The sequence below is a fragment of the Brevibacillus sp. AF8 genome, assembly GCF_021270385.1.
Taxonomy (GTDB): Bacteria; Bacillota; Bacilli; order Brevibacillales; family Brevibacillaceae; genus Brevibacillus.
This window is the reverse complement of record NZ_JAGQDN010000022.1, coordinates 64,881-84,695: the sequence shown is the minus strand read 5'-3', so window position 1 is coordinate 84,695 and position 19,815 is coordinate 64,881. Positions and strand designations below refer to the sequence as shown.

General features: G+C 49.7%; 18 protein-coding genes and 1 riboswitch. Of the genes, 7 read left to right on the top strand and 11 right to left on the bottom strand.

The annotated features are described in order from the left end of the window. The 3 genes from KB186_RS28325 (at position 1) to KB186_RS23400 (ending at position 1,910) form a co-directional block, all read left to right on the top strand. Positions 1-135, top strand: coding sequence for an EYxxD motif small membrane protein (locus KB186_RS28325; RefSeq protein ID WP_012684353.1), 135 nt, complete (start codon positions 1-3; stop codon positions 133-135). A gap of 171 nt (positions 136-306) precedes the next feature. Next, positions 307-690, top strand: coding sequence for a MarR family winged helix-turn-helix transcriptional regulator (locus KB186_RS23405; RefSeq protein ID WP_173610677.1), 384 nt, complete (start codon positions 307-309; stop codon positions 688-690). 11 nt (positions 691-701) lie between these two features. Beyond that, positions 702-1,910, top strand: coding sequence for an MFS transporter (locus tag KB186_RS23400; protein WP_173610678.1), 1,209 nt, complete (start codon positions 702-704; stop codon positions 1,908-1,910). A 59-nt stretch (positions 1,911-1,969) separates the two neighbouring features. Here KB186_RS23400 and purD read toward each other — a convergent pair whose 3' ends face one another. The 3 genes from purD to KB186_RS23385 form a co-directional block, all read right to left on the bottom strand. Beyond that, positions 1,970-3,247 (bottom strand): phosphoribosylamine--glycine ligase, encoded by a 1,278-nt coding sequence (gene purD, locus KB186_RS23395; protein ID WP_232774457.1) that lies wholly within the window; start codon positions 3,245-3,247, stop codon positions 1,970-1,972. A gap of 79 nt (positions 3,248-3,326) precedes the next feature. After that, positions 3,327-4,877, bottom strand: coding sequence for a bifunctional phosphoribosylaminoimidazolecarboxamide formyltransferase/IMP cyclohydrolase (gene purH / locus KB186_RS23390; RefSeq protein ID WP_173610680.1), 1,551 nt, complete (start codon positions 4,875-4,877; stop codon positions 3,327-3,329). Positions 4,878-5,058: 181 nt separating this feature from the next. After that, positions 5,059-5,436: a hypothetical protein gene (locus tag KB186_RS23385; RefSeq protein ID WP_232774456.1), complete on the bottom strand. Its 378-nt coding sequence runs from the start codon at positions 5,434-5,436 to the stop codon at positions 5,059-5,061. Positions 5,437-5,625: 189 nt separating this feature from the next. Further along, positions 5,626-5,793: riboswitch (M-box (ykoK) riboswitch) on the top strand. A 294-nt stretch (positions 5,794-6,087) separates the two neighbouring features. Between KB186_RS23385 and KB186_RS23380 the strand changes: the two genes are divergently transcribed. Further along, positions 6,088-7,023, top strand: a complete 936-nt coding sequence (locus tag KB186_RS23380; RefSeq protein WP_173610682.1) for a magnesium transporter CorA family protein — start codon at positions 6,088-6,090, stop codon at positions 7,021-7,023. 60 nt (positions 7,024-7,083) lie between these two features. Here the strand turns inward: KB186_RS23380 and purN are convergent, their stop codons facing one another. Genes purN through purC form a run of 7 tightly spaced genes read right to left on the bottom strand, consistent with a single transcriptional unit; the run spans position 7,084 to position 14,067 of the window. Further along, positions 7,084-7,692: a phosphoribosylglycinamide formyltransferase gene (gene purN / locus KB186_RS23375; protein ID WP_173610683.1), complete on the bottom strand. Its 609-nt coding sequence runs from the start codon at positions 7,690-7,692 to the stop codon at positions 7,084-7,086. Further along, entirely contained in the window at positions 7,686-8,726 is a 1,041-nt protein-coding gene (gene purM / locus KB186_RS23370; RefSeq protein ID WP_173610684.1) for a phosphoribosylformylglycinamidine cyclo-ligase, read from the bottom strand. The genes purN and purM overlap by 7 nt, the downstream gene beginning before the upstream one ends. A 56-nt stretch (positions 8,727-8,782) precedes the next feature. Continuing rightward, positions 8,783-10,201 (bottom strand): amidophosphoribosyltransferase, encoded by a 1,419-nt coding sequence (gene purF / locus KB186_RS23365; RefSeq protein WP_173610685.1) that lies wholly within the window; start codon positions 10,199-10,201, stop codon positions 8,783-8,785. Next, on the bottom strand, positions 10,186-12,429 hold the full coding sequence (gene purL / locus KB186_RS23360; protein ID WP_232774455.1) for a phosphoribosylformylglycinamidine synthase subunit PurL: 2,244 nt from the start codon (positions 12,427-12,429) through the stop codon (positions 10,186-10,188). The genes purF and purL overlap by 16 nt, the downstream gene beginning before the upstream one ends. Further along, positions 12,410-13,102: a phosphoribosylformylglycinamidine synthase subunit PurQ gene (purQ, locus tag KB186_RS23355; protein ID WP_017249709.1), complete on the bottom strand. Its 693-nt coding sequence runs from the start codon at positions 13,100-13,102 to the stop codon at positions 12,410-12,412. The genes purL and purQ overlap by 20 nt, the downstream gene beginning before the upstream one ends. A gap of 4 nt (positions 13,103-13,106) precedes the next feature. Next, positions 13,107-13,355: a phosphoribosylformylglycinamidine synthase subunit PurS gene (purS, locus tag KB186_RS23350; RefSeq protein ID WP_232774453.1), complete on the bottom strand. Its 249-nt coding sequence runs from the start codon at positions 13,353-13,355 to the stop codon at positions 13,107-13,109. Continuing rightward, the gene (gene purC / locus KB186_RS23345) at positions 13,348-14,067 is read right to left on the bottom strand and encodes a phosphoribosylaminoimidazolesuccinocarboxamide synthase (protein WP_012684340.1); all 720 of its coding nucleotides are present in this window, start codon (positions 14,065-14,067) and stop codon (positions 13,348-13,350) included. The genes purS and purC overlap by 8 nt, the downstream gene beginning before the upstream one ends. 266 nt (positions 14,068-14,333) lie before the next feature. Between purC and KB186_RS23340 the strand changes: the two genes are divergently transcribed. The 3 genes from KB186_RS23340 (at position 14,334) to KB186_RS23330 (ending at position 18,544) form a co-directional block, all read left to right on the top strand. Continuing rightward, positions 14,334-16,040, top strand: a complete 1,707-nt coding sequence (locus KB186_RS23340; protein WP_232774452.1) for a methyl-accepting chemotaxis protein — start codon at positions 14,334-14,336, stop codon at positions 16,038-16,040. A 94-nt stretch (positions 16,041-16,134) separates the two neighbouring features. Next, positions 16,135-17,334, top strand: coding sequence for an iron-containing alcohol dehydrogenase (locus KB186_RS23335; protein ID WP_232774451.1), 1,200 nt, complete (start codon positions 16,135-16,137; stop codon positions 17,332-17,334). Between the two features lie 94 nt (positions 17,335-17,428). Then, positions 17,429-18,544 (top strand): aminopeptidase, encoded by a 1,116-nt coding sequence (locus tag KB186_RS23330; RefSeq protein WP_173610689.1) that lies wholly within the window; start codon positions 17,429-17,431, stop codon positions 18,542-18,544. Positions 18,545-18,685: 141 nt separating this feature from the next. On the opposite strand, the gene KB186_RS23325 is transcribed toward KB186_RS23330, so the two are convergent. After that, on the bottom strand, positions 18,686-19,801 hold the full coding sequence (locus tag KB186_RS23325; RefSeq protein ID WP_232774450.1) for a sensor histidine kinase: 1,116 nt from the start codon (positions 19,799-19,801) through the stop codon (positions 18,686-18,688). Between the last annotated feature and the right edge of the window lie 14 nt (positions 19,802-19,815).

Genomic DNA, 19,815 nt, shown 5'->3' with positions numbered 1-19,815 from the left:
ATGCTTGTCGGCTCCCAGATGTATGAATGGATGTCCCATAACTTCTTTGTTATTGCCACGATCATTGGCGTCATCGGCGTAATGGGTTATTACTTCTTTCGCACCTCGCGAAAAAGAGGAAGATATCGTCAATAAAGGAGCAGCAACTAACCGCCTGTCATTGGGCGGTTTTTTCCATTTACAAAAATAATTGTTATACATATAATTGTCATTGCAAGTATTTTTGAACGAAAGAGGGTCATTCCCCTGATCGATCATTGGCAAAAAGAACCGGTTGGATTTCTTATCGGAAATACATACCGGAGAATGATTCATTATGTTTCCCTTTTTTTAAAGGAGTTTGATTTGACCACGGAGCAGTTTGCCGTCCTGTATCGGCTACGAAAAGAAGAGGGCATCAATCAAAAAGAGCTGGCCCAGCGCTCTGCCAAGGATCAACCTTCCATGACACGCATTTTAGACACACTCGCCAAAAAAGGCTTTATCGAAAAGACTTTGAGCGAACAAGATCGCCGTGCGTACATCATTACGCTTTCCCCGAAAGGACGAGAATGGATTGAGCAAGCGATTCCTGTAGAGGCTCAGGCCGTTGCAGACATTTTGGAGGGGATTTCTCCTGAAAAGCTGGCCTTCTTGCGAGAAATCTTGCTGGAGATTAACGAGAACATCAATAGAAAAACGACTGACTAGGAGTGACAGCATTGGGAGAGAGTAGAGAGAGACTGTGGACGAGAGATTTTGTCCTGTTAACTGTATGCAATTTGTTGTTGTTTCTCACCGTTCAAATGCAGACCCCAACATTCCCTGCTTATGTGAAGGAAGCGTATCAGGCCAATGATTTTGTCGTCAGCCTGGTTATTAGCTTGTTTTCACTTGCAGCAGTGATCGCAAGGGTGTTTACCGGAGAAGCATTGAAAACGAAAAGCAGTAAGCTCTTGGCAATCGTAGCACTTGGATTCGTCGCGATTTTTAGCGCAGGCTATTACTGGGCGGGAAGCATTGTTTTCTTTCTTCTGCTGCGAATTTTAGTCGGCATTGGCTTTGGGATGGGCAGCACGACCTTTCCGACGATTGTCTCCAATGTGATTCCTGCCAGACGAATCGGTGAAGGCATGGGGTATTTCGGCTTATCGACCAGCTTGGCTATGGCACTCGGCCCGTTGATTGGACTTGGAGTGTTAAATGGGTTTGGGTTCGGCTCGATGCTCATGGTTCTCGTATTGTTAGTTGCTATTATTTTTCCGCTGATGCATTTTATCCGTGCCTACAATCAGCTTCCTGTGTCGTCCGGGAACGTACAAACTGTCACAGGCATTCGCCGATTTTATGATAAAAAGCTGCTGCTTCCAGCTGGACTGAATTTTTGTTTGTCCATTACGTATGGCGGGATTCTCAGCTTTTTGGCCTTGTACGGAAAAGAAGCCCACATTGAGAATGTCGGCTGGTTTTTCCTTACGAACGCACTGGCGATGGTGTTGATTCGTCCGTTTTCCGGCAAGCTGTATGATCGCAAAGGGCACATCGCCGTCCTGCCTCCCGGTGCGATTTTCGTCGGGGTCAGCCTCTTGCTCCTGTCCCTGACAACGACAGAGTCCTTGCTTCTCGTCTCTGCTGCCTTCTACGGCCTTGGCTATGGCATGATTCAGCCATCTATCCAGGCGTGGATGGTGAAGGTCGTCACGCCTGAGCAACGCGGCATGGCGAATGGACTGTTCTTTAATTCCATCGACCTGGGGATTGCGGTCGGCTCAATGCTCCTCGGCGTCATCGCGACACATTCGAGCTACTCTGTCATGTACCGCTGGTCGGCGGCTTGCTTGCTGCTGTTTCTGATTGTTTATTTCCTTTCGCAGGTGGCTGCGGCCAAAGCGGAAAAAGCGGCAATCGCTAGTGAAAACGTGGGTATGTAATAACCAAAAAAGCTGTTCCCTCTAAGTAGAATTTTCTACCGAAGGAACAGCTTGTTTTTTTATCCCTTTTGCTGATACTTCATCGCTCGTGCCGCAATATCCGTGCGATACTGCGCCCCATCAAACGAGATCCCTTGCACCTTCGCGTACGCTGTCTCACGTGCATGCGCCAAATCCGTTCCTGTTGCCACGACGCCAAGCACACGGCCACCGCTAGTAACGATGCCTTCCTCGGTTTCCTTCGTCCCTGCGTGAAACACCGTAGCTCCCTCGTTTGCCTGACCCAGTCCATGAATCAACGTACCTTTTGGATATTCTCCCGGATAACCCGGCGCTGCCATGACGACACAGACAGCACTTCCTTTTTTCCATGTCACATCGACTGCATCGAGCTCGCCATTGATTGTTCCGACAAAAATGTCGAGCAAATCTGTTTCGAGCAACGGCAAGAGCACCTGTGTCTCCGGATCGCCAAAACGCGCATTGAACTCCACCACTTTTGGTCCTTGCTCCGTAATCATCAGACCTGTGTAGAGAATGCCTTTGAACGGAATGCCATCCTTGGCCATCCCTGACGCCATCGGTTGGACAATCGTTTTGACGATCTCGTCCACCAGCTCAGCAGACATTTGCGGTACCGGGGCGTATGTTCCCATGCCGCCTGTATTGGGACCGCGGTCATCATTGAAGATTCGCTTATGATCCTGAGAAGTAATCATCGGCTTAACTGTCTCTCCATCGACGAAAGACAACAGCGACAGCTCTTCGCCGAACATGCACTCCTCAATGACCACGCGAGCTCCCGCTTCACCAAAGACGCTTTCCTGCATAATCTGACGGAGTGCCTCTTCTGCTTCCTCCACCGTCTCTGCGACAACGACTCCTTTCCCCGCTGCCAAGCCATCCGCTTTGACAACGATAGGAGCGCCCTGCTCTCTCACGTATGCACTCGCCGATTCGTAATCCAGAAACGATTCATAGGCAGACGTCGGAATCTCGTAGCGTTTCATTAAACTTTTCGCAAAAGACTTGCTTCCCTCGATCATTGCCGCTTTTTGATTCGGGCCATAGATCGGCAGATTGCGCTCCTGGAAAAAGTCAACAATCCCCGCCAGCAAAGGATCTTCCGGGCCAACGACAGTCAAATCAATTCCTTCATCCTTGACGAATTGAACCAGTGCAGCAAAATCATGGACGCCGATCGGTACGTTTTGCGCGATTTGGGCGGTGCCCCCATTTCCTGGCGCACAGTATACCTTCGTCACTTTAGAACTCTGCAACAGCTTCCAGGCAATCGTGTGTTCTCGACCGCCGCCACCGATCACTAATATTTTCATCGTATTTCCTCCTGTGTGAGAGGTAATCCACTCTTTCATACGTGTTAAAAAAGCGAAAGTTACTCCCGAATAGCCTCTTTTAGTGCTTGAAATGACGCGTGCCGGTAAAGATCATCGCAATACCCGCTCGGTTGCAAGCATCAATCGATTCTTGGTCGCGAATGGAGCCGCCTGGCTGGATGATAGCAGTAATCCCTGCTTTAGCTGCCGCCTCCACGGTATCTCCCATTGGGAAAAACGCATCCGAGGCCATAACCGAGCCACTTGCCAATGCACCTGCTTGTTCGATGGCGATTTTCGCTGCCCCAACGCGGTTCATCTGGCCTGCACCCACGCCGATGGTCATATTGTCTTTTGCCAAGAGAATCGCATTTGATTTGACGTGCTTGACGACCTTCCACGCGAATTTCAGCTGTGCCAGTTCCTCTTCCGAAGGCTTGCGGTCTGTGACCACCTGAATCTCGCTTTCTTCGAGCTGCTTGTAGTCGAAGTCTTGAATGAGTGCCCCGCCTGCTACAGGAGCCACGCGGAACAGATTGTCCACTTTTTTGGCTGGTTCATTCAGCGCCGAGATACGCAACAGACGCAGGTTCTTTTTCTCAGCCAGAACAGCCAACGCCTCGTCGGTGAAGTCCGGTGCGATAATGATTTCCAAGAAAATCTCTTTCATCGCGAGTGCGGTGTCACGGTCAATCGGGCGATTTGCTGCCACGATCCCACCATAAATAGAGACAGGGTCTGCTTCGTACGCTTTTTGGTAAGCGGCGCGAATATCAGTGCCGATCCCTACTCCACACGGGTTGGAGTGCTTGATCGCAACGACAGCAGGTTCAGCGAATTCGCGTACAATCGCCAACGCTGCATCTGCGTCATTGATGTTGTTATAGGAAAGCTCTTTTCCTTGCAGTTGGCTTGCATTCCCGATGCTCAACTGATCGGACAACGGCTCACGGTAAAACGCCGCACGTTGATGTGGATTTTCCCCATAGCGTAAATCCTGTGCTTTCTCGTAAGTCACCGTGTAGCTCTCAGGCAGCAGTTCGCCCACCTGCTCACTCAAATAGCGAGAGATCAAGGCATCATAGGCTGCTGTATGGCGGAAAACTTTTGCAGCCAGCTTGCGACGGGTTTCTAGCGTAGTATCGCCATTTGCTTCAATTTCTTCTGCTACTTTTTCATAATCGGCTGCATCGACCACTACACTGACGAACGCGTGATTTTTCGCAGCAGAACGCAGCATCGTTGGTCCACCAATATCAATATTCTCAATGGCGTCTTCATATGTCACGTCTGGCTTCGCTATCGTTTCCTTGAAAGGATAAAGGTTCACGACAACCAGATCAATGGTTTCAATCCCCAGGTCTTTTAGTTGCTGCACATGTGCTTCACTGTCCCTTACAGCCAAGAGGCCGCTGTGGATATTGGGATGCAACGTTTTGACGCGACCGTCCAAAATTTCTGGAAATCCGGTCACTTCAGAAATGCCAATGACGGGAACTCCCTCTGCTTTTAAAAGAGAAGCCGTACCCCCGGTAGAAATGATCTGTACCCCGGCGGCTACCAATCGACGGGCAAACGGAATCAATCCTGTCTTGTCAGAAACGCTGATCAACGCTTTTTTCACACTCACGGATAGAACCTCCTGAATTTTAGTGAAAACATGAGTAACTAACGACCAAAACACGAACAATACTTATATATTATAAAATAATTGTACGCTATTATCAATAACTTCGTCAGGAAAACAAACACAGCCGCCCGTGCCTGTTCGGCACTTGCGACTGCATGCATCTGCATTTGCTTGGATGATATTATCGTTTTTTCTTGCCTTTGCCTGATAGCTTTTTGATGCGATCTGACAGTAAGTCTGTTTTGCTTTTGGCAGTCGCCCTGATTGGCTTGATCGGCTTCTTCGACTTGCGGCTCTTCGCCTTTACTTCTTTGGGCATTAAGTTCCCTAACTCTTCCATGGAGATGGAGTTGCCGTCCTTTACACGATCCCTGACGCGCTCTTTCGTCTCCTCTGGCACTTCGAATCCCATATTTCCCAGCTCATCGAGCAGCGCATCTACATTGGCTCCGCCCTTCGGCATTTTTTCCGCGAGCTTCATAATATCGTTAAGCGTCCATTGCCGCCCTGTTTTTTGGCTTAGCTTATCGAGCAAGTTCGAAACAAAATCTCCGCTCAAGTCGGCCCCTCCCTTTGTGGGAATATCCCTCTCTTACTGTATGTCACACGGACCAATTTGGTTTGTCATGAATCGCGGAAGAATAGCAGCAAAATAGGGTAAGTCGGTCATAGTTAGAAGCCGACACCGTCTGATAGGACATGAATAACATGCATGTAGGACGAGAAAACGTGATTGGCAAAGTCAATCATTCATCCTCGTTAGGTGAGGCTCCTATACAAAAATAGGCCACTGCCCGGAAATATCGAAAGATGCCAATGGGTAGAACAGGAACTGCCGAACTAAGGCTTTTCTTAAGGTGGCTAAGGAATGTTTCCTTTACGTTGTATAGTGCCAAAGCTCTGGTAGGGGAGAAAAACGGTGTTATTTTGTGCACTTTTCTAACCCTCTGGATTCCCGCTAGAGGGTTTTCATTTTCGAAAGGGGGGAACGTTTTGATGGACAGTAGTCCAAGTTGCCGAATGAATACCTGCAATCAAGATTGTGTACGGAGAGTTTTACGGCCTTGTGGCGCTGCGGCATGTTCCCCATACCTTATTTGACATTCTCCCTTTTTATGGGACGAGTGTATGTAAGTAGTTATTATGTAGACATGCTTGCGCAACATGGTCGTATCCCTCCGATCCTTATATGCGAAAGGATGAGAAAACCATGTTGAACATTTACAAAACGAATGCCATGGGAAAAATAGAAGAACTGCAACAATTTGAAAAAGGCTGCTGGATCCATCTGACAGATCCTTCTGAGCAAGAAAAGCTACAAGTCGTCAGGGAGTTGGCGATTGACCTTCATTTTTTGCAGGATGCCCTTGATGACGAAGAAATCGGACGGATCGACAAGGAAGGAAACCGCGTGATGCTCTACGTGGACATCCCAGTCTCCACGAAGGAAGGGACGAAGAACAACTATACGACGGTTCCGTTGGGAATCATGGTGATGGAAGATTACATCTTAACCGTTTGCCTGGTAGAAACGGCTGTCATGAATGAGTTCGTCCAAGGGAAAGTGAAAAGTTTTCACACGCATATGCGCAACCGGTTCGTTCTGCAAATTTTATCGAATACGTCGCATGAATATTTGCATTACTTGAAAAAAATCAACAAGCAGACAGAAACACTGGAAAAATCATTGCGACAATCGACGAAAAACATTGAACTGCTTACCTTGCTTGAATTGCAGAAAAGTCTCGTATATTTTTCGACGTCCCTGGAAACGAACAGTCTGTTGATCTCCCTGCTTCGGAGCGGCAGTTATTTGAAAATGTACGAAGAAGATAAGGAACTGCTGGAAGAAGTAAAAATCGAAACCAAGCAGGCCATCAAAATGACGGAAATCTATACGGCGATTTTAGGGAACATCATGAATGGCTTTGGCTCCGTCATCTCCAACAATTTGAATCGCGTATTAAAGCTGTTGACCGCCATTACCATTGTCATCACCTTGCCTATGGTGATCGGCACCTTCTACGGGATGAACGTCGCGCTTCCTTTTCAGGGTCATCCGCACGCATTCACGATCATTATGATCATGTCCACCGCCATTACGTCTGTAACAGCTCTCTTGTTTTGGAGAAAGAAGTATTTCTAAAACGGATGACAAAAAAACCGACATCGTAAAAGGATGTCGGTTTCTACTTTATCTCTCGATTTACGTCAGCTGGACGAGCCTTCCTTCCAGCTTCACTCTCTCTTCTGCTAAAAAGCCAATGACCTTCACCAAAAGCTCATGCTCCACCGAATGGATGCGAGCCGCCAAAGTCTCAGCCGTATCTGCTTCTTGCACCGCTACGGGAATCTGGGCAATGATCGGCCCTGTGTCCAGACCGGCATCAACCAGATGTACCGTTACCCCTGTTATCTTTACCCCGTAAGCGAGTGCCTGACCAATCGCGTCTTTTCCCGGGAAAGCAGGCAAAAGCGACGGATGCAAATTGATGATTTTTCCTTCGTAGGATGACAAAAGCGTGTCGCCCACCAACCGCATGTAGCCTGCCAGCACAACCAGCGATATCTCACGTTTTTGGAGCTGCGCCACTATTTCCTGCTCAAAAGCTGCCTTGTCTGCGTATTCCTTCGGTTGAAAAACAAAGGTGTCGATCCCTAAACGCTCTGCACGTTCCAAAACCTTGGCGCCGGGCTTGTCGCACACGAGCAAGGCAACTTCTACACCTGTGAGCCTGCCGTCCTGTACAGCCTGCACGATCGCTTCAAAGTTGGAGCCGCTGCCTGAGGCGAAAATGGCCAGCTTTCTCACCATTCCACCCCGTTGTATACGACTTTGCGCTCTCCCGCTTGAATATGTCCGAGCAAATACGCCTGTTCACCCAGCTCTTGCAGCTTTTCCATAACACTCACTGCGTCTTCCGGCTTCACGACAAGCATCATGCCAATGCCCATGTTAAACGTTTTGTACATATCCGGGTAAGAGATGTTACCCGACTCTTGTACCAGCTCGAAGATCGGCAGCACCGGCCAGGAACCAACATTGATCACAGCTTGCATTCCTTCTGGAAGCACGCGTGGAATGTTTTCAGTAAAGCCGCCGCCTGTGATGTGTGCCAGGGCCTTCACTTCATGCGACGCAAGAACGGATAGCACTTGTTTCACGTAAATGCGGGTCGGTGTCAGCAGCTCTTCGCCGAGCTTTTTGCCCAATACGTCAACATGATCATGCAGGGACATGCCTTTGTCTGCCAAAAGAACCTTGCGAACGAGCGAGAAACCGTTGCTGTGCACGCCGCTGGAAGCCAGCCCGATCAGCACATCGCCTGCCGCCACGTTTGCTCCCGTAATCATTTTGCTCTCGTCCACGACACCTACGGTAAAGCCCGCGATGTCGTATTCGCCTTCTGCGTACATGCCAGGCATCTCGGCAGTCTCCCCGCCAATCAGCGAGCAGCCGGACTGGGAGCAGCCTTCCGCGATCCCTTTGACAATCGCTTCGATTTTTTCCGGAATGACCTTATCTACTGCCAGATAATCGAGGAAAAAGAGCGGCTCTGCCCCTTGGACCACTACGTCATTGACGCACATAGCAACAGCATCGATACCGATTGTATCGTGTTTGTCCATGGCAAAAGCGAGCTTCAGCTTGGTTCCTACCCCATCTGTGCCAGAAACGAGAATCGGTTTCTCGTATTTTTTGGTATCCAGGCGAAACAGCGCTCCGAACCCACCCAAATCAGTCATAACTTCGGGGCGGAATGTTCGTTTGACATGCTTTTTCATGCGTTCGACGGCTTCGTTGCCCGCATCGATGTCTACGCCAGCTTGTTTATATGCTTCACTCATCGTTTCTCCCCCTAGCAAGAGGTGCTTGTATTAGCGGTTGTTCATAAGTAGCACTGTTAGCATTTAAGCGCAGGTAGCGCTTCTTCGAACTCAATCTCTGTCGGATATTCTCCGTTAAAGCATGCGAGGCAGTGTCCTCTATTGGGAGCCGAATCGCTGCGGCCAATTGCATCGATCATTCCTTCAATAGACAAGAACGACAGCGAATCAGCCTCAATGATTTGACGAATTTCCTCTACCGATTTGGTCGACGCAATCAGTTCCTCACGCGACGAGGTGTCGATGCCGTAAAAACAAGAATTCATAACAGGCGGAGAGCTGATACGCACATGCACTTCTTTGGCGCCAGCCTCACGCAGCATGCGAACAATCCGATTACTCGTCGTACCGCGTACAATGGAGTCGTCAATCATCACGACGCGCTTGCCTTCCACTACTTTGCGAACCGCAGACAGCTTGAGATAGACAGCGCGCTCACGCAGCTCCTGACTCGGCTGAATGAAGGTACGTCCCACATAGCGGTTTTTGATCAAGCCGATTTCGTACGGAATTCCTGTCGCTTCCGCAAATCCGATAGCAGCAGAAATACTCGAATCCGGTACACCTGTGACGACATCAGCATCAATCGCGGATTCCAATGCCAACTGCTTGCCGAGACGTTTGCGCGCCATGTGGACGTTGATTCCGTCGATGTCGCTATCTGGTCGGGCAAAATAAATGTATTCAAACGTACAAATCGAACGCTGTGTCGTTTCTGTATGCTTGCTCTCGGTAATACCATTCTTGTCGATGACGATCAGCTCACCCGGTTGCACATCACGCCAGTACTGCGCGCCAATGATATCGAACGCACAAGTCTCGGACGCGACAGTGATCGCATCTCCGAGTCGTCCCAATGACAGCGGACGCAAGCCATTCGGATCGAGAGCGATCACGAGCTGATTCTCGTTCATGACGAGAAGTGCATAGGCTCCCTTGATGTATTGCAGAGCGTCCTTCACCGCTCCCGGCAAATCTTTGCTCTCGGAACGAGCAATCAGATGTGCGATCACTTCTGTGTCACTGGTCGTCTGGAAAATGGAGCCTTTTGCTTCCAGCTCTTTTCTAAGCACAGCGGCGTTCACGAGATTCCCGTTGTGGGCAACTGCCATGCTGCCTTGTGCATAGCGGAAAAAGAGCGGTTGGGCGTTTTCAATCTTGCTCGAGCCAGCAGTCGTATAACGGGTATGACCAATCGCGATATGACCGCTAAACTTCTCCAAATCACCCTTGCCAAAAGCCTCTGACACGAGACCCATTCCGCGGTGCTTATACCATTTCTCGCCGTCGGAGGCGCAGATACCTGCGCTCTCCTGACCGCGATGCTGAAGGGCGTGCAGACCCAAATAGGTCAATTGGGATGCTTCTTTGTGGTTGTAGATGCCAAAGACGCCGCATTCTTCGTTCAATTTGTCCCAGATTAGCCGATCAAACATGGAATCGCATCCTTCCAGGCTGCTTTCACCTCTTGAGTCGAAGCGTTGATCGCTTCTGTACCGTTCACGTTCACTACCAGACGATCGCCGCCAACCGTACCGATGTTTTTAGCAGGTACGCCATGTTCACCTGCCAATGCGAGAATCGCCGCCGCATGCTCTGCAGATGCACTGAGCAAAATGCGCGATTGAGATTCACTGAACAAGAGCACGTCAGCACGCAGCTCGGACGCAAGAGTCACCTGCGCACCGACGCCTTTGCCGAAGCAAGATTCAGCCAGTGCGACGCCGAGACCACCTTCGGACAGATCGTGTGCGGAGTTCACCAGACCTTGGCGAATCGCTGTGAGAACCAGCTTTTGTACTGCCGCTTCCTTGGTCAGATCGATTTGTGGAGGACGTCCGGAAATGCTGCCCGTAGCCATCTTTTGATACTCACTGCCGCCCAGCTCAGCGAAGGTCTCGCCCAACAGGATGATCGCGTCGCCTTCGTTTTTGAAATCCTGGGTCGTAATATGGTCAACATCAGTGATCAAGCCGACCATTCCCACCGTTGGGGTTGGATAGATCGCGTCACCGCTGCGTTCATTGTAAAAAGATACGTTTCCGCCGATGACCGGAGCATCGAGTGCTACGCACGCTTCGCTCATGCCCTCGCACGATTTTTCAAATTGCCAGAACACCTCAGGCTTTTCCGGACTTCCGAAGTTCAGGCAGTCCGTAATCGCCAGCGGCTCTGCACCGGAGCAGACGACGTTGCGCGCAGATTCTGCAACCGCAATGGCACCGCCCACTTTTGGATCGAGGTACACATAGCGACCGTTGCAATCTGTACTCATAGCAAGGGCCTTGCGAGTACCGCGCACCATGACAACAGCAGCGTCAGAACCAGGCTTTACAGCTGTGTTTGCACGCACGATATGATCATATTGCTCATATACCCAAGCTTTATTCGCCACGGTTGGCTGAGCCAGCAAGCTTTTCAGCGTACCATTCAGATCTTTCGGTTCTTGGATCGCTGCCAACACATCTACATTCGCGTTTGCTTCGTAGTAAGCAGGCACCGCAGATGGACGATGGTACACAGGCGCGTCGTCAGCCAAGCTGTCTACTGGCACCTCTGCTACTACCTCACCTTGGTGCAACAAGCGCAGCTTGCTGTCTTCGGTTACTTTGCCCACGACAGCGGACGCCAAACCCCATTTGTCAAAAATCGCTATCGCTTCTGCCTCTTTGCCTTTTTCCACGACGACGAGCATACGCTCCTGTGACTCAGACAGCATCATTTCGTATGCAGACATGCCAGCTTCGCGCTGTGGCACCAGGTCCAGATTCATTTCGATACCATTGCCCGCCTTGGAGGCCATTTCGGAGCTGGAGCTCGTCAAGCCTGCCGCTCCCATGTCCTGAATCCCGACGACGATACCTGTGTCGATCAGCTCCAGGCACGCTTCCAGCAGGAGCTTTTCCATGAATGGATCGCCAACTTGAACTGCCGGGCGTTTTTTCTCCGACTCTTCCGTGAGCTCCTCGGATGCGAAGGTCGCCCCGTGAATACCGTCGCGCCCTGTGCTGGAACCAACGTAGATAACAGGGTTGCCGATACCGGACGCTACCCCTTTTTGAATCTTCTCGTGGTCGATCAAGCCGACACACATGGCGTTAACAAGCGGATTGCCTTCATACGTAGGGTCGAAATTCACTTCGCCACCCACAGTCGGAATCCCGATGCAGTTCCCGTAGCCTGCGATACCAGCTACTACATTTTCAAACAAATATTTGACGCGAGGAGACTTGAGCTCCCCGAATCGAAGCGAATTGAGCAGCGCAATCGGACGCGCGCCCATCGAGAATACGTCACGGATGATACCGCCCACGCCAGTCGCAGCTCCTTGGTACGGCTCGATCGCAGATGGGTGGTTATGGCTTTCGATTTTGAAAACAACCGCCTGATTGTCACCGATGTCGACAATTCCCGCACCTTCCCCTGGTCCTTGCAAAACGCGAGGTCCTTTTGTCGGGAAACGACGCAGGACAGGCTTGGAGTTTTTGTAAGAGCAGTGCTCCGACCACATGACGCTGTACAAACCTGTCTCCGTCCAGTTCGGCTTGCGGCCGAGAATTTCTACGACACGCTGGTATTCTTCGTCAGTCAGACCGATTTCTTTGTACAGTTTTTGATCGGCAATTTGTTCGGCTGTCGGTTCTTTATGCGTGAGTTGTGACACTGTTCTGCTCCCTCCAAGTCTTCAGGATCGAGGTAAACATGCGGCGTCCGTCATCGGAAGTCATCCAAGAGTGGACGGCACGCTCCGGGTGAGGCATCATGCCAAGTACGTTTCCACGTTCGTTGCAAATGCCCGCGATGTCTTCCAGTGAACCATTCGGATTCTCGCCATGATAGCGGAAAACGATCTGTTTGTTCGCTTTAAGCTTCGCCAGCGTTTCTTCATCACAGTAGTAGTTTCCTTCGCCGTGCGCGATCGGAATTTGGATGACTTCCCCTGCCGCGAAATCTCGGGTAAAGGAGGTATCGTTGTTTTCCACACGCAATTCGGACAGCTTGCAACGGAATTTCAGTGAACGGTTACGCAAGAGTGCTCCTGGCAACAGTCCAACTTCGGTCAGAATCTGGAAGCCATTGCAGATTCCCATGATCAGCTTGCCTTCTTCTGCTGCCTTCACCACTTGCTCCATGACGGGTGAAAAACGAGCGACGGCGCCACAGCGCAGATAATCTCCATAAGAGAATCCGCCTGGCAAGAGAATCGCATCATATTTAGAAAGATCCGTATCGGAATGCCATACGTAATCCACTGGCACTCCCATTACATCTTCAACTGCGTTAAACAAATCAATGTCGGCGTTCGAGCCTGGAAAGACGATAACGGCTACTCGCATATCCTTAGCCCTCCACGATATCAAAGCGATAGTCTTCTACCACCGTATTGGCCAACAGCTTTTCGCACATTTCACGTACACGCTCTTCGGCTTGCGCACGGTCAGCAGTGTTCAATTCCAGCTCCATGTACTTCCCGATGCGTGCATTGTTTACTTCATCAAAACCCAAGGTGTGCAGAGCACCTTTTACAGCGTGTCCTTGCGGGTCCAAAACACTCTCGCGCAATGTTACATAAACAACAGCTTTAAACATGTACGTCTCCTCCTAGTCTCGTAAGCATTTCTTTGTAAGCTTCCTCCACATTACCCAAATCGCGGCGGAAGCGGTCTTTGTCGAGCTTTTCATTCGTTACCGAATCCCAGAAACGGCATGTATCCGGGGATATTTCATCGGCGAGGAGAATCTCCCCGTCCGCTGTTTTTCCGAATTCCAGTTTGAAATCGACCAAAGTAATGTTGCGCTCGCGTAGGTAAGGCACGAGGACCTCGTTTACAGCAAGACCCATGCGCTCCAATGTCGCTTGGTCACTCTCGCTTGCAATCCCCAACACTTTGATATGGGAGGCATTCACCAATGGATCTCCCAGTGCGTCATCCTTGTAGTAAAACTCGACAACGGGCTGCGGAAGCACAGTTCCTTCTTCCATGCCAAGACGCTTGGCCAATGAGCCTGCTGCGATATTGCGAACGACTACCTCCAAAGGGATAATCTCCACTTTGCGAACAACTTGCTCTGTGGCGGACAGCAGACGGACAAAATGGTTGTCGATGCCCCGCTCCTTCAGCATGGTGAAAAAGATTGCCGTAATGCGGTTGTTCAACTCGCCTTTTCCGGTGATTTGCGCCCGTTTCTCTCCATTGAATGCTGTTGCGTCGTCTTTGTACTCTACCCAGTACTGATCAGGCAAAGATGTCCGATAAATACGTTTTGCCTTACCTTCGTAGAGTTGTTCCTGTTTTTCCACTGTAGGAGTCACCTTCCCAGTCAAAAAGGTTGAGTTTAGGTTAATTCACGAACGTTTCAAATACATTAAAACACAAACATACGCATTTATCAACGAAAAATGCTGGAATAGACTTCGACAAACGTTCGGGAATTACTGTATGTTTTTCGAACGGTAGATGTTAACATTCGTTTACATGTTCTCCATACTGGCTTTACATCTCCTGATTACAATAGTCCTTAGTCTCGGGACTTTTCGACCATCCACTTATCAGGAGGCAACTGGAGATGCACGCTATCTTTCGCCATTTACTCACTCCCTTTTCTCGCTTACACAGGCAAGTGCGGCTCCGTACCAAGCTGACGATCCCACTACTGTTCATCCTGCTCGTTTCCTCTGGCATGATTGGCTGGACCTTTTACACCCAGGCAAAACAGGTGATGATTTCACAAATGGAGTCCCGCCTTGACTCAGAGACGGACAAGACTACCGAAAAAATTTCACTTTTGAAGTTCACTTTCGCTAGCGACGATCAATCCTATCAAAAGCGTCTTCAATACGAATTGCAACAGCAAGAAAGTAATCTGTCTCAAGAAGGCTTGATACTCCAGCAATATTTGGTCAAAAATGGAGCTTTTTATCCTATTGAAAAAGTGACAAAGGGCGCTATTGAAATCCCGCAAGATATTGCGAAACGGATGGAAGCGGAGCGCTTCGGCGTGATTCACGTCCCTGTCGCTGACCACATACATACACTGGCCTTTACCCATTCTCCTGAGGAGAGCTACATATACGTCATAGACGTTTTGCAGGAGTCCTATCTAGGTCCTCTCTATGAGATAACCAAAATCATCGTGATGACCATTCTCGCTAGTCTGGTCCTTTCCTTGTTGCTGTGCTTGCTGGTTGTGAAGGGGATAACCGCGCCGTTTCAGACGTTGATTGCGGCCATGCAACAGGTCAGCTCGGGCGATCTCACCCATCGTGCCCTTTTGCAAAACGAGGGTCCAGAGATTCGCGGGATTTCTAACAGCTTCAACCATATGGTAGAACAAATGTGCGAGATTATTGCCGAGATCCAACTCATGATTGTGGAACTGAACAAAGGCGGCATCGCAATCAGGCAAACAGCCGATGAAGCAGGCGATCGTTCGTCGATGCTGTCTCTGCGTCTCGATACAGTCAATCAAGGCGTCGAACAAACGGCTGCCTCAACAGATGGCGCCAGCGCCTCCTTTCAGCACATCAAGCAATCGATGGATGGACTGTTTGCGCGTATTTTCTCTGTGATTGAAGCGGGTAAAAAGATGCAGACAGTCACCCATCATGGACAAAATCGTATCGATGATTTGAACACGATGATCAATCGCTTCTCCCACACGTACGCACAGATCGACACCCGCATGACTGAACTGCGTCGACAATCAGAGTCCATTGGAGATGTTGTTCATCTGATTCAAAACGTGGCGAAGCAAACCAAGCTTCTCGCTTTAAATGCCAGTATTGAAGCAGCCCGTGCTGGAGAAAACGGACGCGGATTTGCTGTCGTGGCCAACGAGGTAGCCAAGCTAGCCAGCGAGTCGGAAAACGCTACATTAGAAATTACGCGCATGATGGACGCTGTTCAGGAACAAACCCATGAGATTTCCTCCGAAACCTCACAAGCATCCGAACAACTTCAGCAAAGCCTGCAAAAACTCTCAGACGCTGCATCTGCTTTTCTTGAGCTTCGACAAGCTGTCGATCAGACTACGGGAGAGCTGCATATAGCCAATGAGGGGTTATCAGACATAACGGAAGGCTTGCACACCGTAGACATGGCATTGGATGCGTTTGTTGCCATTTCACAAGAGACCAAATGCAGCACAGAAGAAATGCTGGTCGCCTCGCGCGAACAGCTCACCTCCATTGAAAAATCTCGTCAATTGGCAACGGAGCTTCTATCCTTATCTGAGCGGCTGCAAGAGATCAGTGATCGCTTTCGCGTTGCCTGAACAAGATGAGCCTTCCCCTCCGGGCAGGCTCTTTTCTTTTGTTTATGATAAACTTGACAGTGGTACAACCAATACGTGAAAGAAGGAATTTCAGATGTTTCCATTTGAAGTGTCTTTTCCTACCAAAATTTACTTTGGCATAGGCGAACTGGAGCGTTTGGGCCAAGAAGCAAAATCGATGGGCCAAAAAGCATTGCTCGTCACAGGCGGCAATGCGGCCAAACGTACAGGACTTTTGGACCGCGCCAAGGCTCTGTTGCAGGAAGCTCAAGTGGCGTATCTTGTTTTTGACAAAATCGAACCGAATCCGCGTACGGCAACGGTTGATGCCGGAGCTGCTCTTGCTCGTGAGCATCAGTGTGACTTCATCCTCGCTATCGGTGGCGGCTCCGTGATGGATGCCTCCAAAGCGATTGCGGCAGCAGCCGTTTCCGGACGCCCGATTTACGATTACATGCGGGGAAATCCGAGCGGCTCTGGTCAATTGCTGGTACCTGTTCAGGAAGCACTGCCGATCATGACCGTTCCGACAGTAGCCGCTACAGGTTCGGAAGCAAACCATATCAGCGTCCTGACTCATTGGGATACGCATGAAAAATCTTCGATCAACGGTCCAGCACTTTACCCGAAGATTGCCATTCTTGACCCGTCTGTGACCTTTACCGTTCCAGCTCGCGTCACAGCGGAATCTTGCGCGGATATCTTTTCCCATCTGTTTGAAAACTATTTGATCAGCGCGGAAGGAACCCACGTTCAGGACGGTATTTCCGAAACGCTCATTCGTCTCGTTGTCGAGCACTCCATCACAGCGATCCAGCAACCAGACAACGCAGAAGCACGATCAACCCTTTTGTGGGCGAGCACGCTGGGCATCAGTCCATTCGCTGCTGGCGGTCGTGGTGCTGGCATGCCGTTGCACGGAGTTGAACATCCGCTGAGCGGAATCTACGATATGGCTCACGGTCGCGGACTGGCGATCCTGTCCCTTCCATATTTCGAACAAGTGATATTGCAAGATCGTCCCGAGAGACTAGCCCGTATGGGACGTCATTGCTTTGGCGTTACCGTGGAGGACGAAGGCGAAGCAGCACGAGCAACGATTGAAGCCGTTCGCCATTGGTATGAGCGCATGGGAATCACAGAGCGTCTGTCTGACTTCGGTGTGACCAAACAATCGCTGACCCAAATGGCCGAAGAAGCGGTTCGCATCGGCGGACGCGGAATCGGGTATCTGCCTAGCTCACGAAAATTGAATGAAGCCGATGTCATCGCGATCTACGAGGCTTGCCTGTAATTGAGCATCAAACACACTGGCGAGCCTACGTTCAGTTATGTAATAATACAAATTAATCATTAATCAAAATTATTTTACTACGGAGGTTACCACCATGGCAGATCCACGCATTAATGAACTGGCAAGCCGTCTCGTCCGTTACTCGCTTAATTTGCAAAAAGGCGAAAAAGTTCTGATCGAAAATACAGGCCTGCAGCCTGAACTCGTTCGTGCACTTGTGCGTGAATCATTTGCAGTTGGGGCTCTGCCTCTGGTCACCTTGAAAGACCAGGAAGTCATGCGTGCACTCTATCAAGGCACGAGCGAAGAACACATGGCTCTGATGGCAAAATACGAGTATGACCGGATGAAGGACATGGACGCTTACATCGCCATCCGCGCTTACGACAACATCAACGAGTATGCCGACGTACCAGAAGACAAAATGGGCATTTACGCTCGCGTCCTGTATCAACCTGTACATACGAACGAGCGCGTTCCGAACAAACGCTGGGTTGTACTGCGCTACCCGAACAAGTCGATGGCGCAACTGTCCAAAATGAGTCTTGAGGGCTTTGAGGACTTCTACTACTCCGTCTGCAATCTGGACTACGCGAAAATGTCCGCTGCTATGACTCCGTTGAAAGAGCTGATGGAGCGCACTGATCGTGTACGCATCGTCGGTCCAAAAACAGACCTGCGCTTCTCCATTAAAGGAATCAATGCCATCAAGTGCGACGGCAAACGCAATATCCCGGATGGCGAAGTATACACCGCTCCTGTGCGCGATTCCGTAGAAGGAACGATTTTCTACAACGCGGCATCAATCTACAACGGTATTACCTTCAATGATGTGCAATTCACTTTCAAAGAAGGCAAAATCGTGGAAGCGACCAGCTCCAATACCAAAGCATTGAACGACATCCTCGACACGGACGAGGGCGCACGCTATATCGGAGAATTCGCGATCGGCTTCAACCCGCACATCCTCCACCCGATGCTGGACATCCTGTTTGACGAAAAAATCGCGGGCAGCTTCCACTTCACGCCAGGAAATGCTTACACAGTTGCAGACAACGGCAACCGCTCCTCCGTTCACTGGGACTTGGTCCAAATCCAACGCCCTGAATACGGCGGCGGCGAAATCTGGTTTGACGATGTGCTGATCAGAAAAGATGGGCGCTTTGTGTTGCCAGAGCTGGAAGGCTTGAACCCGGAGAATTTGATTTAAGTGCAGTGAATGAAAAAATGGGTTAGGGAATGAGGTTCCCTAGCCCATTTTCTATCTATCTCTGTGAAAAACAAACAAATCATTAACGTGACACGTGATAAATGGAATTACGGCTCTTACTTGGTCTACAGAAAGTCGTACTCACTGACTTTCTGGATAGCCCCTGCTTCCGTTTGGCAACCTGACCTCAAAACATGTACGAATCAAATCACTTTGAACAGAAATCGTTCCCCGATGCTTCTCGACGATATTTTTGGCAATATACAAGCCGAGCCCTGTGCCTCCCCCTTGATGCGTTCGGGCTTTGTCGCACGTAAAAAACATTTCAAAAATATGCGGCAGCGCCTCCTCAGGTATTTGGTCACCGTAATTCAAGATTTGCACAACCACTTCATCGCCCTCGCGATAAGCGTTCAAATCGATAAATTGACCATCGCCCCCATAGCGTATCGCGTTGGTCAGAATGTTCTCAAATACGCGCGCCAAAAGCTCCCCATCTCCCACGATCACTAATTGAGCCGCAATTGTACACCGCGAGACCAGCTCATTTTTCTCAAGAGAGGGATACATCTCTTCATTTAACTGAACAAGCAATTCACTCAAATCAATGACCTTTTGCTCGATATTGACCATGCCATAATTCATTCTCGTAATTTCGAATAGCTCATCAATCAGCTTTTCCAATCGTTGCGACTTGGTAAAAGCAATCGTCGCATAATGCCGCATCTGTTTTTGTGACATCTGCCCATCTCGCAAAACTAAATCTAAATAACCCAGTACGGATGTCAGTGGTGTACGCAAATCATGCGCGAGATTCAAAACAAGCTGATCCTTGCTGCTTTCGGCGAAATCTCCTCTTTCTACCGCCTTTTGCAGCATCTCGCTTGCTTGATTGATATCCTTGGCAATATCTGCGAACTCATCATTGGATGGAATATGGACATGCCTTGTAAAGTCTCCACTCGCGAGAAAATGAATGCCCGTAGAAATCTCCCGAAAGTAGCCAGCATATCGTTTGGTCAGGAGATAGAAAAACAAGATCGCGATGGGAGCAAAGACAATCAAAAAGAAATTGATATCCCCCATCTCCCTGATGAATTGGCGAACCTGGGCGAGCCGATCTTCGTACTTAACCCCCGCCTTATAGTAAAACTGGAGCACTTTATAGAGCAGATAGGTTACGCTACCGGCCAGAAGCATGCCAAGCCCAAGAAGCCCAAGCATTTTGGCACGAAAACTATGTCTCCTCTTCACCATGGAAAAATGAACCA

What these genes read in the sequence shown, in the direction of transcription:
- purD (WP_232774457.1), bottom strand. Translation starts at nt 3,247, where the DNA reads ATGAAAATATTAGTGATCGGTGGCGGCGGTCGAGAACACACGATTGCC.
- KB186_RS23340 (WP_232774452.1), top strand. Translation starts at nt 14,334, where the DNA reads ATGCACGCTATCTTTCGCCATTTACTCACTCCCTTTTCTCGCTTACAC.
- purS (WP_232774453.1), bottom strand. Translation starts at nt 13,355, where the DNA reads ATGTTTAAAGCTGTTGTTTATGTAACATTGCGCGAGAGTGTTTTGGAC.
- purF (WP_173610685.1), bottom strand. Translation starts at nt 10,201, where the DNA reads ATGTTTGATCGGCTAATCTGGGACAAATTGAACGAAGAATGCGGCGTC.
- KB186_RS23335 (WP_232774451.1), top strand. Translation starts at nt 16,135, where the DNA reads ATGTTTCCATTTGAAGTGTCTTTTCCTACCAAAATTTACTTTGGCATA.
- KB186_RS28325 (WP_012684353.1), top strand. Translation starts at nt 1, where the DNA reads ATGCTTGTCGGCTCCCAGATGTATGAATGGATGTCCCATAACTTCTTT.
- KB186_RS23330 (WP_173610689.1), top strand. Translation starts at nt 17,429, where the DNA reads ATGGCAGATCCACGCATTAATGAACTGGCAAGCCGTCTCGTCCGTTAC.
- purQ (WP_017249709.1), bottom strand. Translation starts at nt 13,102, where the DNA reads ATGCGAGTAGCCGTTATCGTCTTTCCAGGCTCGAACGCCGACATTGAT.
- KB186_RS23380 (WP_173610682.1), top strand. Translation starts at nt 6,088, where the DNA reads ATGTTGAACATTTACAAAACGAATGCCATGGGAAAAATAGAAGAACTG.
- KB186_RS23325 (WP_232774450.1), bottom strand. Translation starts at nt 19,801, where the DNA reads ATGGTGAAGAGGAGACATAGTTTTCGTGCCAAAATGCTTGGGCTTCTT.
- KB186_RS23405 (WP_173610677.1), top strand. Translation starts at nt 307, where the DNA reads ATGATTCATTATGTTTCCCTTTTTTTAAAGGAGTTTGATTTGACCACG.
- purM (WP_173610684.1), bottom strand. Translation starts at nt 8,726, where the DNA reads ATGAGTGAAGCATATAAACAAGCTGGCGTAGACATCGATGCGGGCAAC.
- purN (WP_173610683.1), bottom strand. Translation starts at nt 7,692, where the DNA reads ATGGTGAGAAAGCTGGCCATTTTCGCCTCAGGCAGCGGCTCCAACTTT.